This window comes from Streptomyces sp. NPDC050546 (genome assembly GCF_044457425.1).
Lineage (GTDB): Bacteria > Actinomycetota > Actinomycetes > Streptomycetales > Streptomycetaceae > Streptomyces.
The window spans coordinates 221,562-238,101 of the sequence record NZ_JBITGX010000001.1; the positions used below are offsets into that span (position 1 = coordinate 221,562).

13 protein-coding genes are annotated in these 16,540 nt (G+C 71.6%); 10 read left to right on the forward strand and 3 right to left on the reverse strand.

Annotated features, from left to right (window positions below; genetic code table 11):
- Positions 1–83: 83 nt before the first annotated feature.
- Entirely contained in the window at positions 84–1,295 is a 1,212-nt protein-coding gene (locus ACIBK5_RS01065; protein ID WP_399014844.1) for a cytochrome P450, read from the forward strand.
- Positions 1,296–1,316: 21 nt separating this feature from the next.
- On the opposite strand, the gene ACIBK5_RS01070 is transcribed toward ACIBK5_RS01065, so the two are convergent.
- The gene (locus ACIBK5_RS01070; RefSeq protein WP_399014846.1) at positions 1,317–3,032 is read right to left on the reverse strand and encodes an IlvD/Edd family dehydratase; all 1,716 of its coding nucleotides are present in this window, start codon (positions 3,030–3,032) and stop codon (positions 1,317–1,319) included.
- 183 nt (positions 3,033–3,215) lie between these two features.
- On the opposite strand from ACIBK5_RS01070, the gene ACIBK5_RS01075 reads away from it, so the two are divergent.
- The 5 genes from ACIBK5_RS01075 to ACIBK5_RS01095 all read left to right on the forward strand — a co-directional run bounded on the left by ACIBK5_RS01075 (position 3,216) and on the right by ACIBK5_RS01095 (position 6,785).
- Positions 3,216–3,734, forward strand: a complete 519-nt coding sequence (locus tag ACIBK5_RS01075) for a hypothetical protein (RefSeq protein ID WP_399014847.1) — start codon at positions 3,216–3,218, stop codon at positions 3,732–3,734.
- A gap of 212 nt (positions 3,735–3,946) precedes the next feature.
- On the forward strand, positions 3,947–4,087 hold the full coding sequence (locus ACIBK5_RS01080; RefSeq protein ID WP_399014851.1) for a lasso RiPP family leader peptide-containing protein: 141 nt from the start codon (positions 3,947–3,949) through the stop codon (positions 4,085–4,087).
- 100 nt (positions 4,088–4,187) lie between these two features.
- On the forward strand, positions 4,188–6,044 hold the full coding sequence (locus ACIBK5_RS01085) for an asparagine synthase-related protein (RefSeq protein ID WP_399014853.1): 1,857 nt from the start codon (positions 4,188–4,190) through the stop codon (positions 6,042–6,044).
- A complete protein-coding gene (locus ACIBK5_RS01090; protein WP_399014856.1) occupies positions 6,025–6,282 on the forward strand; it encodes a lasso peptide biosynthesis PqqD family chaperone in 258 nt (85 codons plus the stop codon). The genes ACIBK5_RS01085 and ACIBK5_RS01090 overlap by 20 nt, the downstream gene beginning before the upstream one ends.
- Complete coding sequence (locus tag ACIBK5_RS01095; RefSeq protein ID WP_399014858.1) at positions 6,279–6,785, forward strand: lasso peptide biosynthesis B2 protein; 507 nt, start codon at positions 6,279–6,281, stop codon at positions 6,783–6,785. Before ACIBK5_RS01090 ends, ACIBK5_RS01095 begins: the two co-directional genes overlap by 4 nt.
- Here the strand turns inward: ACIBK5_RS01095 and ACIBK5_RS01100 are convergent.
- Entirely contained in the window at positions 6,670–7,659 is a 990-nt protein-coding gene (locus ACIBK5_RS01100; RefSeq protein WP_399014860.1) for a helix-turn-helix domain-containing protein, read from the reverse strand. The genes ACIBK5_RS01095 and ACIBK5_RS01100 overlap by 116 nt on opposite strands.
- A gap of 300 nt (positions 7,660–7,959) precedes the next feature.
- Between ACIBK5_RS01100 and ACIBK5_RS01105 the strand changes: the two genes are divergently transcribed.
- Together ACIBK5_RS01105 and ACIBK5_RS01110 are read left to right on the forward strand one after the other, a co-directional pair.
- Positions 7,960–8,784, forward strand: a complete 825-nt coding sequence (locus ACIBK5_RS01105; protein WP_399014862.1) for an alpha/beta fold hydrolase — start codon at positions 7,960–7,962, stop codon at positions 8,782–8,784.
- Positions 8,785–8,882: 98 nt separating this feature from the next.
- Entirely contained in the window at positions 8,883–9,680 is a 798-nt protein-coding gene (locus ACIBK5_RS01110; RefSeq protein ID WP_399014864.1) for an alpha/beta hydrolase, read from the forward strand.
- Between the two features lie 236 nt (positions 9,681–9,916).
- Here ACIBK5_RS01110 and ACIBK5_RS01115 read toward each other — a convergent pair whose 3' ends face one another.
- A complete protein-coding gene (locus tag ACIBK5_RS01115; RefSeq protein ID WP_399014865.1) occupies positions 9,917–10,483 on the reverse strand; it encodes a snapalysin family zinc-dependent metalloprotease in 567 nt (188 codons plus the stop codon).
- Positions 10,484–10,908: 425 nt separating this feature from the next.
- On the opposite strand from ACIBK5_RS01115, the gene rph reads away from it, so the two are divergent.
- Together rph and ACIBK5_RS01125 are read left to right on the forward strand one after the other, a co-directional pair.
- Entirely contained in the window at positions 10,909–13,527 is a 2,619-nt protein-coding gene (gene rph / locus ACIBK5_RS01120; protein ID WP_399014867.1) for a rifamycin-inactivating phosphotransferase, read from the forward strand.
- Positions 13,528–13,903: 376 nt separating this feature from the next.
- Entirely contained in the window at positions 13,904–16,498 is a 2,595-nt protein-coding gene (locus tag ACIBK5_RS01125; RefSeq protein ID WP_399014868.1) for a hypothetical protein, read from the forward strand.
- The last annotated feature ends 42 nt before the right edge of the window (positions 16,499–16,540 follow it).

Below are 16,540 nucleotides of genomic sequence, written 5' to 3' on the forward strand. Positions count from 1 at the left end.
AACTTTAATGACAGTGACTGCCAACAAACTGCTACGGTCGGGGCGGCTCGAAGATCGCATTCGGAGATCACAGGAGGAGCGCCGTGAGCGTTACCGCCGAGCGTCAGCAACTTCCCTTCCCGAGGCCGAACGTCCTGGACCTCGCACCTCTGTACGACGTGCTGCGCCGGGAGGCGCCCGTCACGCCGGTCACCACCCCGGCCGGGGACCCCGCCTGGCTGGTCACCCGCTTCGAGGAGGTCCGCGACCTGCTCAGCGACAAGCGCCTCGGCCGCTCCCATCCCGAACCGGAACGTGCCTCACGCCTGACGTCCGCCGCCGTACTGGACGGACCCACCGGCAACTACGACACCGAGGAGGCCGACCACACGCGGATGCGCCGGCTGCTGACCCCGGCGTTCTCGGCCAAGCGGATGCGGATGCTGACCGATCACGTCCAGCGCTTGGTCGACGACTGCGTCGACCAGCTGATCTCCGAGCACGCCGCCGCCCCCGGCGGGGTCGTCGACCTGCAGTCCGGGCTGGCCTTCCCGCTGCCGGTCGCGGTCATCTGCCGACTGCTCGGAGTACCCGAGAGCGACCGCGAGCGCTTCGCCTCGCTGTCGGAGCGCATGTCCGACTACACCATCGGCGACGCCGCCCACCAGGCGCGGGACGAGTTCAACGAGTACATGACGGGACTCGCCGAGACGAAACGCGCGCAGCCGGGCGAGGACGTGATCTCGGACCTGGTCCACGCGCAGAGCACCGACGCGGACTACGACTACGCCGACATGATCCAGCTCTGCGTCGGGCTGCTGTTCGCCGGGCACGAGACCACGGTCAACCGGATCGGCCTGGGCACGCTCTTCCTGCTCACACGCCTCGACCAGTGGCGGACGCTGACCGCCGATCCCGAGGGCCGGGTCAACGCCACCGTCGAGGAGATCATGCGCCTCGGCGCGCCCGGCGACCTCGGCCTGCTGCGGTACGCCCACACCGATGTCGACGTCGCCGGTGTCACCATCCGGCGCGGCGACGCCGTGGTCCTGTCGATCAACGCCGCCAACCGTGACTCCTCCGTCTACTCCGACGCCGAGACCTTCGATCCCGACCGCCCGGAACGCAACCACCTCGGTTTCGGCCACGGCGTGCACTTCTGCATCGGCGCGAGCCTGGCCCGTGTCGAACTGCGCATCGTGTTCGCCACCCTGGCGCGCCGGCTGCCCGGGCTGCGGCTCGCCAAGGAACTGGACGAGCTCGAGGTGCGCACGACCCTCACCGGTGGTGTCACCGAGTTGCCCGTGACCTGGTGATGTTCCCGAGGTGACCCGGTGTCAGTGCGACTCGCGGGTCACCTCGGAGCCGCTGGAGCCCACGAGGAAGTCGAGATCGGCGCCGGTGTCCGCCTGGAGGACGTGGTCGACGTAGAGGCGTTCCCAGCCGCGCCGGGGGGCGGCGAAGCCGGTGACGGTGGCCTCCTCCGGGCTTCTGCGGGCGAGTTCGTCCGCGGGGACGTCGACGTCGATACGGCGCGCCTCGACGTCGAGGGTGATGAAGTCGCCGGTCCGCACGAGGGCGAGCGGGCCGCCTGCCGCCGCTTCGGGGGCCACGTGCAGGACGACCGTGCCGTACGCGGTGCCGCTCATCCGGCCGTCGCAGACGCGGACCATGTCACGAACTCCCTGTTCCAGCAGCTTCTTCGGCAAGGGCATGTTGGAGACCTCGGGCATGCCCGGGTAGCCCTTGGGGCCGCAGCCGCGCAGCACGAGGACCGAGTCGGCGTCGACGTCGAGTCCGGGGTCGTCGATCCGGGCGTGGAAGTCCTCGACGTTGTCGAAGACGACGGCCCGGCCCCGGTGCCGCAGCAGGTGCGGGGAGGCGGCGGCCGGTTTGACGAGCGCGCCGTCGGGGGCGAGGTTGCCGCGCAGCACGGCGATGCCGCCCTCGGCGACCAGTGGTTCGGCCCGGGTGCGGATGACCTCGCCGTCCCAGATCTCGGCGTCGTCGAGGAAGTCGGCCAAGGGCCTGCCGGTGACGGTCAGCGCGTCGGGATCCAGCAGGTCGCGCACCTCGCGCAGGACGGCCAACAGCCCGCCGGCGCGGTGGAAGTCCTCCATGAGGAAACGCCCGGCCGGCTGGAGGTCCACCAGGACCGGTACCCGGGAGCCGATGCGGTCGAAGTCGTCGAGCGTCAGGTCGATGCCCAACCGGCCCGCGATGGCCAGGAGATGGACGACGGCGTTGGTCGAGCCGCCGATCGCTGCCAGCGCCACGATCGCGTTCCGGAAGGACGCCTCGGTCAGGAAGGTCCCGGGTCGCCGGTCCGCGCCCACCATGTCCACCGCCAGCCGGCCGGTGTGGTGCGCGGCCTCCAGCAGACGGCTGTCGGGGGCCGGGATGCCCGCGGTACCCGGCACGACCGTACCCAGCGCCTCCGCCACCAGGGCCATCGTCGAGGCCGTGCCCATGGTGTTGCAGTGGCCGCGGCTGCGGATCATCGCCGACTCGGAGCGGGTGAACTGTTCCTGGGAGAGCGTGCCCGCCCGGACCTCCTCCGACAGCTTCCACACACCGGTGCCGCAGCCCAGCAGGCCGCCGCGGAAGGTGCCGTTGAGCATCGGACCGCCGGGAACCACGACCGCGGGCAGGTCCACCGAGGCCGCGGCCATGAGCAGCGACGGGATCGTCTTGTCGCAGCCGCCGAGCAGGACCACACCGTCGATGGGATTGGCCCGGAGCATCTCCTCCGTGGCCATCGCCGCCATGTTCCGCCACAGCATGGCGGTGGGCCGCACCTGCGTCTCCCCCAGCGACACCACGGGCAGGTCCAGCGGGATGCCGCCCGCCTCGTACACGCCGTTGCGGACCGAGGCGGCGACCTCGTTCAGGTGCGCGTTGCAGGGAGTCAGGTCCGAGGCGGTGTTGGCGATCGCGATCTGAGGCCGCCCGCTGAAGGCGTCGCCCGGCACTCCGCGTCGCATCCAGGCCCGGTGTATGTAGGCGTTGCGGTCCTGTCCCTCGTACCACTGCGCGCTGCGGAGCCATTCCATGGAGCCCTTCCGATAGACGGTACGGAGGTCTGAGTTCCGGAACGTGATGAAGCATAGGCAGCCGGCCGACGGATCGACAGACCGCGCCGAGCGCGTCGGAAACCCGTCAATATTCGCCCGCGCGGCGCCAGAACCCCGTCAGCAGTGGTCACAGAGCCCTGACGGCGTCCTACTTTCAGAAACATGGAACGGAGCTCACCGGCGGCCCCGGTCGGCGACCGACACTGGCGTGACGGTGCGCGGCTCGCGGTGAGCTGCGCCCTGGTGTTCTGCGCCATGTGCCTTCTCGTCGACTGGGACGGCGGAAGCCTGACACTTCTCCGCGCTCTGCTCTGGGGCGTCCTGTCGGCCACGGTGCTGGGCGTCCTGCTGCCGCCACAGGTCAGCGCGGGCCCCGGCTGGCTGGCCGTTCGCACCCCTTGGCGCCGGATCGTCGTCCGCACGGACGCGCTGACGTCCGTACGTCAGTACGACGGGGTCTCGTCCCACCTGGTTCTGCGGGACGTCCACGGCCACCGCCTGGAACTCGACCCCCGGATCCTCGCGGCCAACCCCATGCTCTGGCACGAACTCGACACGGGCGTCCGCCGCTCCCTGGAGCGGGGCACGCTGCGCCACGGTGCGGATGTCCTGGAACGGCTCGGCCACCGCATCGACGACGAGGCGGGGCACGCGGTGTTCCGGGCGTCGGGACTCAGCTGACGCCTCCGGCGGCCACCGGGCCGGGTGGGAGGCGGTGGCGCGTTCAGGAGTTCAGCCGAGCGCCGGTGCACCGCCCCGGCGTGCGGCAGGTGCCGGTCTCTCATCCCTCACACGATGGGTTTGTCCGGGTTCCCCTGGCCTGGTCCGGTTCCGGGATGCGTAACTGCTTGACCGGGGGCGGGAATTCCGCCCCGCGACCGGAGGTGACCGCTGTGAACGAAGCGCTCATGGCCATGGAGACCGTGGACTTCTACGAGCCACCGCTGCTGGCCGGGGCCGGCGCCTACGCCGACCTCACCCAGGGCGAGGGAGGCGGGGAGCCCGAAGGCGAGTTCTTCTACCACGACGAGTGACCACACCCTCGTACCGGCCCGCGGCTCTCACGCCGCGGGCCGGTACCCGCTCCGCCCTCACCCACCCCTCCGTAGTCACCCACCCCTCTTGGAGAGGCCCATGCGCTCCGCCCAGGGCTGCTGGTTCGTCGTTCTCCCCGACCGGGACATCCACCCCCGCGTCATGGCCCGACTGCGGGACAGCGCCCGCCCGGACGCGCTCCGGGTCGTGCCGCATCCCTCCGGCCGGCCATGGCTGGCCGGCCGCTGGACCGACGAGGAGATGACCGTCTGCACCGCCGGTGCGGTACGGCTGGCCGTGGCCGGGACCTGCTCGCTCGACCCCGCGCAACTGACCGTGCGGGCCCGGCGGATCGGCGATCCGGCACATATCGAGGCGGCGCTGTCGGGCGCCCACGGCTGTTTCCATGTCATCGCCTCGGTCGCCGGGCACACCTACGTGCGGGGCAGTCACTCAGGACAGCGGAGGGTGTTCCGGGCGGAGGTGGAGGGCGGCACGGTGTGTGCCGACCGCTCCCTGACACTCGCCCGGCTGACCGGAGCGGAACTGGACACCGCCCAGTTGGCCCTGCGCCTGGCCGGTGGCCGCGTCCCGCACCCGCTCGCCGGGGGTGCGCTGTGGCGCGGGGTCCACGGCGTACTGCCGGGGCAGGCCCTGGAGTCGGGGCCGGACGGCCGGGTGCGTACGCGCGGCTGGTGGCAGCCGCCGGTGGCCGAGCTGCCCCTGGCCGAGGCCGCCGCCGGTCTCCGGGAGGCACTGCGCCGGGCGGTCGCGCTGCGGGTGGGCCCCGGTGCGGTGGTGGGCGCTGATCTGTCCGGCGGCATGGACTCCACCTCCCTGTGCTTCCTGGCCGCCGAGGCGGGCGCGCGGCTGGTCGCCGTGACCCTGGGCTGGAGCGCGCCCACCAACCAGGACCGTGCCTACGCCGACCATGCCGCGGGCCGGCTGCCCGGCCTCGAGCACCTGGTGTTCCCCTCCGCCGGTCTGCCGGGCCACTTCAGCGGGCTCGACGAGCGTGGCGAGCCCGCCGACGAGCCGACGGCGGGGCTGCGCGACCGGGCACAACAGCGCCACCTGGCCAAAGCCATGCTCGCGCGCGGCGCCGGACGGCGGCTGTCGGGACACGGCGGGGACCATGTCGTCCAGCCGCCGCCCGCCTACCTGCACGGGCTGCTGCGGCACTCGCCGGCGGCGGGGCTTCGGCATGCCGCCGCGCGTCGCGCGCGCCACCGATGGCCGCTGGGGGCGACCGTGCGCGCTCTGGTGGAGGGCCGCTCGTACGCGTCGTGGCTCACGCGGGCCGCAGAACAGTTGCTCTCGCCGGCGGCACCGGCATCGCTGGGCTGGGGTCCGGGCCCGCGGCTCCCGGCGTGGGCGAGCGCACAGGCCGTGGAGCTGTGCCGCGAGCAGCTGCGCGCGGCGGCGTACCGAGCCGAACCCCTGCACCGTGACCGCGGCCGGCACGCCTGGGTCCGGACGGCGCGGCAGGCAGGCCAGGCCGCCGGGCACCTCACCCACCGCGCCACGCTCGCGGGGCTGCCCGCCCATGCGCCGTTCTGCGACGACGCCGTCATCGACGCCGCCCTGGCCGCCCAACCGCACGAGGCGGCGTCCCCCTGGTCGTACAAGCCGCTGCTCGCCGCCGCCATGAACGGCCTGGTGCCCGACCACATCCTGCGCCGGACCACCAAGGACCACTGCGGGCCCGAATGGCGGGAGGGCCTGCGGCGGCACCGGCCCACCCTGGCCGCCTGGGCCGAGGACTCCCGGCTGGTGGCCATGGGAGTGGCCGACGCCGATCAGCTGCGCCTGGCCCTGCTCTCGCCCCAACTGCTCACCGGCGGGGCCCCGGAGCTGGAGGCCACCCTCGGCGCGGAAGGCTGGCTGCGCGACCTGGAACACCACGATGCCCGACACGACGCACAGGAGAAGGACGTTGCACCGACTTCGCCCTGATGTCACCGCCTGCTCCACAGGCGACGGCATGGTGCTGCTCGACGAGCGCACCGGCCGGTACTGGCAGCTCAACAGCACCGGCGCACTCGTGGTCAAGGCCCTCCTCGACGGCGCCGCACCGGATCAGGTGGCCGACCGCCTGGCCGCGACCCGCCCGGTGTCCCGCGAGCGGGCCGCCGCCGATGTCACCGCCCTCCTCGGCCATCTCCTCAAGGAAGCGCTGGTGACGGCCCGGTGAGCCAGGTCCTGGACACCGGCGGCGTCCGGCCGCCGGTGAGCCGCCGCATCGCCGCCCGCACCGCCGTCGCCGCCGCCCGGCTCATCGCGCTCCTGCCGCCCCGCCGCATCCGCACCGCCCTGGGCCTGGCACGCCGCGGCGCCCGGCCCGCCCGCTATGACGAAGCCCTCCGGGCCCGGCAGGACGTGACCGCCGTCAGCACCCTGTGCGCGGGCCGCTACTGCCTCCCCCGCTCCCTGGCCACCGCCCTGCTGTGCCGCATGCACGGCCACTGGCCCACCTGGTGCTCCGGAGTACGCACCTCGCCCTTCGCCGCCCACGCCTGGGTGGAGGCGGAGGACCGCCCGGTCGGCGAACCCCCGGACACCGCCACCTACCGGACGCTGATCACGGTGGAGGCACCGCGCGGCAGGACAGGCCGTCCCGGGACTGCCTTCGCCATGCGCTGGGACTGGTGCCGTAGGTCTCGCGGAAGCGGCGGGAGAAGTGGGCGGGGTGGGTGAAGCCCCAGGAGCGGGCGATGGCTTCCACGGTGCGATGAGCCTGTTCCGCTGCGGCCAGGTCCTCGCGGGCGCCCTCGAGCCGACGGCGGATGACCCACTTCTCGAGGCTCAGTCCGCCTTCCTCGCACAGCCGGTAGAGGGTGCGCACGGAGATGCCGTGCGCCCGGGCGACGCGCTGCGGCGTGAGATCCGGCTCGGTGAGGTGGGCTCGCAGATAGGCCAGGACCCGTGTGAACAGCGTCTCCCGCGCCACCTCCCGGCGCATGGGGCCATCGCCGGCGGCCGAGACGATCAGGGCCCGGGTGAGGTGCACGGTCGCGGCGGCGAGGGCTTCCGCCTCGGGGCCGCCGCTGAACCGGTCCGCGTGCCGGCGCAGCCCGCGGACGTGCTGTACCAACAGCGATTCGACGGGGCTGTGGTGCAGCAGAGGGATGGCGGCCCGCACCGTGTCGACGGGCAGGGCGAGGTGGGCGACGTCGACCGAGAAGGCCACGGAGCGGCCGGTGCCCGTCCATCCGTACTCGAGTGACGCGACCATGTGGGGGCTGAGGCCGACGCCGTCCGGCCCCAGCCGCCGCTGGTATCCGTCGCAGCCGAAGTGGCCGGTCCCGAACCCTTCGGCCTGCGTCGTGATCGAGACGGAGTCCACCAGTTCGCGGCGCGTCTTCCGGTAGCTGCGCACGAATCGCGCGCCCGTCCCGCGAGTGTCGAACAGGGTGAGGGGCCCGATGTGCCAGACCTCGACCCGCTTCCACATCGCCGCCGCCGGCTCCTGCTCCTCGACCCCGTCGACTCCGCCCTCCCGGGCGACCACGGTGCGCAGAGCCTCGTAGCGGTCGGCGACGGGTAAGCCGTCGGTGTCGAGAACCAGCACGGCGCCTCCCAGGCTGCGGTAGCGGCCTGCCGCCGCTGCTTCCCCGGGGAGCAGTCTGCGGCGTGGGGGCCACTCGTGACAAAGGTGTGTTCATCGGACACCTGACTCGGCGGCTCCGGTACGCGGTCCGAGGTGCGACGCGATACCCGGAAGCGTCATGGCACAGAGGGGCAAGGCTCTGGCACACAGGGCAAAGCCGGTGACCGGCGCCCGTGCCATGCTCCCCTTCACCATTGCTTCACGTTCCGCAGAGCCACTGGTCAATGAGCCGGAAGATCCCCTGTCACCGGGAGTGTTCCCATGCCGTTCGTCACCGCAGCCGACGGAGCGCACATCCACTACAAGGACTGGGGCGAGGGCCGCCCGGTCGTGCTCAGCCACGGCTGGCCGCTGAACGCGGACAGCTGGGAAGCCCAGCAGTTGCTCCTGGCCACCCACGGATTCCGCGCTATCGCACACGACCGACGCGGACACGGACGTTCCGAGCAGACCTGGAACGGCAACGAGATGAACACCTACGCCGACGATCTGGCCGCCCTCATCGACACCCTCGACCTGCGCGACGTCACTCTGGTCGGGTTCTCGACGGGCGGCGGTGAGGTCGCCCGCTACATCGGCCGGCACGGCACCGCCCGGGTCGCCCAGGTCGTCCTGGTCTCCGCCGTACCACCGCTGATGCTCAGGACCGACGACAACCCGGGCGGGGTGCCGGCCGAGGTGTTCGACGCGATCCGAGCCGGCTCGCTGGCCGACCGGTCACAGCTGTACCGCGATCTGGCCGACGGGCCGTTCTTCGGCGACAACCGCCCCGGAGCCGATGTCTCCCAGGGCATCCGTGACGCGTTCTGGCGCCAGGGCCTGCAGGCCGGGCACAGGAACGCCTACGAGTGCGTCGCCGCCTTCTCCGCCACCGACTTCCGCGGGGACCTGGACGCCATCGACGTCCCCACTCTCGTCATCCACGGCGACGACGACCAGGTGGTGCCGTTCGAGGTGGGCGGCAAGGCGTCGGCGGCACGGATCAAGAACGCGACGCTCAAGGTCTACCCGGGTGCTCCGCACGGCATCACGGACACGCACAGGGAGCAACTCGGCGCCGACCTGCTCGACTTCCTCGGCACCTGACGCCTCGGCGCCTGCCGTCTCCCCTCCGACTTCTCACTCCTCACTGCCGGCTCCTCACTGCCGGCTCCTCACTCCTGACTCCGGAAGGAACAGCAGTCATGAGCACCCCGGACACCATCGTCCTCATCCACGGCTTCTGGGTGACCCCTCGCAGCTGGGAGCACTGGATCGACCACTACAAGAAGCGCGGCTACCGTGTCCTCGCGCCCGCCTACCCCGGCTTCGAGGCGGAGGTCGAGTCCCTCAACACCGACACCACGCCCATCGAGAAGGTCACGGTCGAGGAAATCATCGGGAGCCTGGAGCAAGAGGTCCGGGCCCTGGACAAGCCACCCGTCCTGATCGGCCACTCCGCCGGCGGCGTGTTCGTCCAGATCCTGCTCGACCGCGGCCTCGGTGCCGCGGGGGTGGCGATGTGCTCCGCGCCCACGGAAGGCGTCGCCGTCGTGCCCCTGACCCAGATCAAGGCGGCCTTCCCGGTCCTGAAGAACCCGGCCAACCGGCATCGCGCGGTCGGTCTGACCGCCGAGCAGTGGCACTACGCCTTCGCCAACACCTTCTCCGAGGAGGAGTCGAAGGCGCTGTACGAGCGGTACGCGATCCCCGCCTCCGGCGGCATCTTCTGGGACAGCGCCCTGGCCACCCTGCGCCCCGGTCACCAGAGCACGTACGTCGACTACCACAACGACGCCCGTGCGCCGCTGCTGTTCATCTCGGGCGAGAAGGACCACCTGATGCCGCCCAAGGTGCAGCAGTCCAATGCCCGGCACTACAAGTCGAACACGGTCACCGAGGTGAGGGAGTTCCCGGGGATGCCACACCTGCTGCCCGCGGCGCCCGGCTGGGAGAAGGTCGCCGACCAGGCCCTCGACTGGGCGCTTGAGCAGGCCCGGTAGAGCGTAGGCCCTGTAGACCACGGGCTCGGCCACGCTCCACTGGGCGGCGTGCGGTTCCCGGTGACCGGCCCCCGTCCGCTGCACGATGACGGCCGGTCTCTCGATTGGTGGACGGGTGCCGCCAGTTGCGCCCGCAGACCGCAGTGCCCATGCGGGCCGCCGAGGAGGAGGCCCGACGCGCGAACGCCCGCCCCGGGTACACGGGCGGGCGTTCCTCAGGTGTGGAGCTGCACGAGTCAGTCCACGATCAGCTCGGCACGTGCCGCCGGGGCCGTCCCGACGAGTGCGCCGCCGAAGTTCCCCTCTACCTCCGTCTTCTCCGCCGCGTTCGGATACGGGTTCGTGCACGCGGTGCCGGCGGTGGAGCCGGACATCAGGCTCGAGCACGGTCCGGGCTTGCGATCGGGCAGGCCCAGGATGTGCCCGAGTTCGTGGGCGGAGATACGAATCGTGTTGTAGCCCTGGTTCACGGCCTGCCGCCCGATGTAGACGGTTCCGTTGCCCAGGGTGGTGGGCAGGGCGCGCGGCCAGCCGTTGTCCGCGAGCACCCGTATGTTCGCGCGTTGCCCGGCGGCGGCCGGCCGCAGCTCGACGGCGTCGACACTCTCGTTCCAGATGGCCGCGCCGCGGTCGACCGCGCTCCTGAACTCCGCGGAACCACTGGCGTCGTAGAGGAGGACACGGGCGGCGGCGAGGGAAGCACCCTCCGCGTCGGGTGAAGCGGCGACGGCCTGGCCACCGGCCAGGGAGAAGGACACCACCAGGGCAGCGGCCAGGCCGCCGGTCAGCGTACGGACGTGCATGATCGACCTCCTTGTGGGGAAAGGTAGTCGTGCTCATGACATTCTCTGGGCCCACTGCCCAGTGGGAAGGAAGATGAATCCGTCAATTCGAGCGAGAGACCGCCCAGCGGAATCTCGCAACGACTGCTTCCGCGCGCCCGTTCAAACGCGCCTGGCGCCTTGGGCCGGAAGCTTGGCGACGGGCGCGGGCCCGCCTACCCAGCAGTCATGGATCGCCGGCTCGCATTCATCAGCCTGTCTCGACGGCTCGGGGAAGGCGCGGTAGCGGCAAGCCTCGCCGACACTCGCCGACAAAAGACAAAGGCAAGGAGATCCTCTCCTTGCCACTCTCAACTTATAGCGCACAGGGGGGCTTGCGGCAAGGCCCGGGTGGTGGCGCAGAATCTCCGGCCGAGGCCACAAGCTGGGTATATGGGGGGCACGGTATGCGTGTGTTGTCGACGTACGAGGCTCGACAGTACGTGTGGGATCTTCAAGAGGTCGAGGGGACGCGGGTCTCGGTCGTCGGCGGCAAGGGCGCACACCTGGGCGCGCTGTCGCGGATCGAAGGCATCAGCGTTCCGGCCGGTTTCTGTGTGACGACGGACGCCTTCCGGCGGATCATGGCGGAAGCCCCGTCGATCGACGACCGGATCGACCAGCTGTCGCGGCTGAACCCGGACGACCGGGACGCGATCCGCGCACTGAGCGCGGAGATTCGCCGGGCCATCGAAGGGATCGCCCTGCCGGAGGAACTCGCTGCGGCGATCACCCGTGCGCTCACCCGGCTCGGCGAGCAGGCCCCCTACGCCGTCCGCTCCAGCGCGACGGCGGAGGACCTGCCGACCGCGTCCTTCGCCGGCCAGCAGGACACGTACCTGAACGTCGTGGGGCCGACGGCGATCCTCCAGCACATCAGCCGGTGCTGGGCCTCGCTGTTCACCGAGCGGGCCGTGACCTACCGTCAGCGCAACGGCATCGACCACCGTACGGTCCACATGGCCGTGGTCGTGCAGCGGATGGTCTTCCCGGACGCGGCCGGCATCCTGTTCACGGCCGACCCCGTCACGGGAAACCGGAAGGTCGCCGCCGTGGACGCGGGCTTCGGCCTCGGCGAGGCCCTGGTCTCCGGCATGGTGAACCCGGATGTCTTCAAGGTGCGGGACGGCGAGGTCGTCGCCAGGGCGATCGCCGCCAAGGAGCGGGCCGTGCAGGCGCTGCCGGACGGCGGTACGCGGGAAGTGGCGATCGACTCGCGGCGGCAGGAGCAGCCGGCGCTGACGGATGCCCAGGCCGTGCGGCTCGTAGCGCTCGGGCGGCGGATCGAGGCGCACTTCGGCCGCCCGCAGGACATCGAATGGTGCCTGGCCGACGACGACTTCCAGATCGTGCAGAGCCGGCCGATCACGACGCTGTTCCCCGTCCCCGAGACCGGCGACCAGGAGAATCACGTCTACGTCTCCGTCGGCCATCAGCAGATGATGACCGACCCCATGAAGCCCCTGGGGCTCTCCATGTGGCAGCTGATGGCCATGGTGCCGATGCATGAGGCCGGCGGGAGGCTGTTCGTCGACGTCACCCGGCGCCTGGCCTCGCCCGCGAGCCGAGCCGGCCTCCTGGACGTCATCGGGAAAGGCGATCCGCTGACCCGGGACGCTCTGGAGACCGTCCTCGACCGCGACGGCTTCGTCCCGTCGCTCCCGGACGCGACTCCCGGCGGACCGCCGGCCGGAGGTGCGCCCGCCCCGGTCGAGACCGACCCGGCCGTCGTCACCGAGCTGATCGAGCGCAGCCGGGCGTCCATCGCCGCTCTGGAGGACGGCATCCGGACGAAGACCGGACCGGCGCTGTTCGACTTCCTGCTGGAGGCCTTCGAGGAGCACAGGCGAGTCCTCTCCGATCCGCTGAGCATGCAGGCGATCACAGCGGGGATGGAGGCCACGTGGTGGCTCAACGACAAGCTGAGGGAGTGGCTGGGCGAGAAGAACGCGGCTGACACGCTCACCCTGTCCGCCCCCGGCAACGTCACCTCGGAGATGGGACTGGCGCTGCTCGACGTCGCGGACGTGATCCGCCCGCATCCGGAACTGGTGGCGTTCCTGAAGAACGTCGAGGACGAGGACTTCCTGGACGAGCTGCCGAAGCTCGCGGGCGGGACCGAGGCGCGCGACGCCATCGAGGCCTACCTGGAGCGGTACGGCATGCGCTGCGTCGGCGAGATCGACATCACGAGACCGCGCTGGCGCGAGCGCCCCACCACGCTCGTGCCCGTGATCCTCGACAACGTCAGGAACTTCGAGCCGGGCGCCGCCGAGCGGCGTTTCGAGGAAGGCCGGCAGAAGGCGCGGGCGAAGGAACAGGACGTGCTGTCGCGCCTGCGGGCCCTGCCGGACGGGGAGCGGAAGGCCGGCGAGGCCAAGCGGATGATCGACCGGGTCAGAACCTTCATCGGGTACCGGGAGTACCCGAAGTACGGCATCGTCAGCCGCTGCTTCGTCTACAAGCGGGCCCTGCTGGAGGAGGCCGGGCGCCTCGTGCGGGCCGGTGTGCTTCCCGAGAAGGAGGACATCTTCCACCTCACGTTCCAGGAACTCCACGACGTGGTGCGCTCACACCGGGTGGACGACCAGCTCGTCCAGCGGCGCAAGGAGGCGTTCCGGTCGTACCACGCGCTCACACCGCCCCGGGTGCTCACCTCGGACGGTGACGCCCTCACCGGGGCGTACCGGCGCGACGACGTGCCGGCCGGTGCCCTGATCGGCCTCCCGGTCTCCGCCGGGACCGTCGAGGGCAGGGCCCGCGTCGTCCTCGACATGGCGGACGCCGATCTCGAAGCGGGCGACATCCTGGTCACGTCCTTCACGGATCCCAGCTGGTCGCCGCTGTTCGTCGGAATCGCGGGTCTGGTGACGGAGGTGGGCGGCTTGATGACCCATGGCGCGGTGATCGCCCGGGAGTACGGCTTGCCTGCCGTCGTGGGCGTGGAGCGGGCCACCCGGCTGATCTCGGACGGGCAGCGGATCCGTGTGCACGGAACGGACGGGTACATCGAGCTCCTGTCCTGACCACTGTCCTTCATCCGGCATGCGTACCCGAGCAACTCCGGTGCGACTAGCTGGTTTTGACGCCGTAGGCGATCAATACCGAGCAACCCTTCGACACTTCTTTCTCATCTTCTCCTAAGAAACGAAAGAGGCGCCCATCCGGAGGAGAAGCACGTTGAACCATGCCCGGCGCACATTGGTCGCCGTTGCGGCCTTGTTGGCGGTGGTGGGGTCGCCAGGACTGGCGCACGCCCAACCGGCCGCCGATCCCACCCCGTCGACTCCGTCCACCCCATCCGCAGGCCCCGGCGCCGGCCAGGGCCTGCCGGCCGGCTGGCAGATCACCGGCAAAAGATCCGGTCAGCAGCTGACCTGGCGTTCGGACAGACCCGTACCCATGGGTGACGCCGCCGTCGAGTTCTACGCCGGGGACCGGCTCCTGGGCCGGCCCGTGCCCGGCAAGGACGGGCACACGTTCCGCCTCGACCTCGAAGGCGTGACGCTCGGGGCCCCGAAGGACCTGCAAGTGCGGGCCGCGGGGCGGCGTCTCGACGAGGCCGGTGTCAAGGCCGACGCGAAGCGCCGGTCCGCCAGGAAGCAGGTGAAGCCGGCGGAGCCGTCAGCCCTGCCGCCGGCCAACCCCGTGGACCCCGGTGTCCCCGGCCCCTACCGCACGGTCAGCGGCGAGTACACGCTGAAGTCGGTGCGACTGCCCGACTTCCCCGCCCCGGTGGAGATGCGCGCGACCGTCACCGCACCCGCCGGTGCCCAGGGCAAGCGGCCGCTGGCCCTCTTCCTGCACGGCCGCCACGCCACCTGCTTCACCGGGGGCGCGGACGGTGAGGCACTGGGCGCGTGGCCCTGCCCCACCGGCTCGAAGCCGATACCGAGCTATCGCGGCTATCTGCACGACCAGAAACTCCTGGCGTCCCAGGGGTATGTGACGGTGTCCATATCCGCCAACGGCGTCAACGGGCAGGACTACGCGGCGCAGGACGCCGGGACCCAGGCCCGCTCCTCCCTGGTACGGCAGCACCTCGCCCGCTGGGCCGACTGGTCGGGCGCCGGACGGACCGAGGCACCGGCGATCGTACGGAAGGCCGCACGGGCTGACCTGTCGCGTGTCCTCCTGGTCGGTCACTCGCGCGGCGGCGAGGGCGTGAACCGGGCCGCGATGGACAGCCTCGCCAAGCCGCCCGCGGACAAGGACGGCTACCGGGGTCCGGCGCGCTGGAAGATCCGTGGGACCGTGCTCATCGGCCCCACCGTCTTCGGGCAGAACCCGGTTCCCGATGTGCCGTCCATGACGATCCTGCCGGGCTGCGACGGTGACGTGTCCGATCTGCAGGGCGAGATCTACGTGGACGGGACACGCGGTGTGAGCCGTGGTGCCGCCCTGCACAGCGCGGTCTACATGGTCGGCGCCAACCACAACTACTTCAACACCGAGTGGACCCCGGGACAGGCCGAGGCACCGGCCGACGACGACTTCTGGCACGACGAGGAGACACCGCCGGACCCGGTGTGCGCGCCGGGCACCGCGACCCGGCTGACGGCCGAGCGGCAGCAGGCCGCCGGTTCGACGTACATAGCCGCCGCGGCCCGGCTGTTCGTCGCGGGCGACGACCGGGTCCGTCCGCTGCTGGACGGCTCGGGTGTCCGCGCGGCGTCCGCGGGTCCCGCGCGGGTCCTGACGCACGCCGTCGGTGCCCGGCGCACCGCCGCGTTCCTGCCGGACGCCCCGGTCACGGTGGACGGCGGCCGGCTGTGCGCGCAGGTGGATCCCGACCCCGCCACCGCCTGCCTGGACCCTGAGAACCCCGGCAGGTCACCGCACTTCGCCGAGTGGGAGACGGAGCGGGAACCGGGCCGCGACGCAGTGGCCTTCGACTGGTCGGCGCCGGGTTCCGCGGTACGGGTGCGGCCCGCGCGGCCGGTGTCCCTGAGCGGAGCCAAGGCGCTGGCCCTGCGGGTCATCGTGCCGCCGAACACCACCGGCACCCGCGTGGACGTGTCCCTCACGGACTCCGCGGGCCGGCGGGCGACGCTGGGTGCCGTCCGCCTCGACGGGCTGCCCGGATCCGACCGGACGGCCTCGTACTGGGGGCAGGAGGTGCGCGTACCGCTGACCGCTGCGACGGCGGCCGGGCTGGACCTGAAGCGGGTGAAGTCGCTGGTACTGACCCCGCGCAGCGGATCGGGACAGGCGTGGCTGATGGACGCCTGGGGCTGGCGTCCCGGCATGGCGGTGGTGCGGCCGGTCGCGCTGCCGCGCGTGGACATCGGCCTGTTGACGGCCGAAGAGGGCGACTCCGGAGTCCGTACCCACAAGGTGCCGGTGCGGCTCTCCGGGCAGGGCGGTGGCCAGATCAGGCTCTTCGTCGCGGACCCCGAGACGCGTGAGGTCACGTCCCGGTTGGTGACGGTGCGCCCCGGCGGCGGCAGCGTCGACGTGCCCGTCGACGTGCCCGGCAACACCCGCTTCAGCTACGGCACGGCGCACCACGTGTTCGCGAAGGCCGTCCGGGGCGCCGTGGTCGGCAACCACCTCGGTGGCCTGACCGTGACGGACGACGACCCGATGCCCACGTTCAAGGCGACGCCGCTCGCCGGCCGGGTCACCGAGGGCCAGAGCCTGAAGTGGCGGATCGACCAGTCCGCGGTCGCCGACACGGATCTCTGGCTCGCGGCCGCGTTCGCGCCGGTCGACGGGGCCGCGGAACTGTCCAGTACCGACGTCGACCCGCAATGGTTCGAGCGGAACACCGGCGAGTCACCGAGCCCGGCCCGGCCGCTGTCCCAGGTGGAGGTGTTCTACCCGGACATCGCCGTACCCGCGGGAGAGCTGAGCACGGAGGTGACCGTACCCACCGTCGTGGACGGCGTGAGCGAGCCGGAGGAGTCACTGCGGATGCGGCTGTCCGACTGGGAGGACGACCGCGGACGGGTGGAGGGCCCGATGCTCGACGGCACGGTGGTGGACGCGCCGTAGCCGAAACGCCTGGCGCTCCCTGACCGAGGCCGGGCGGAAATG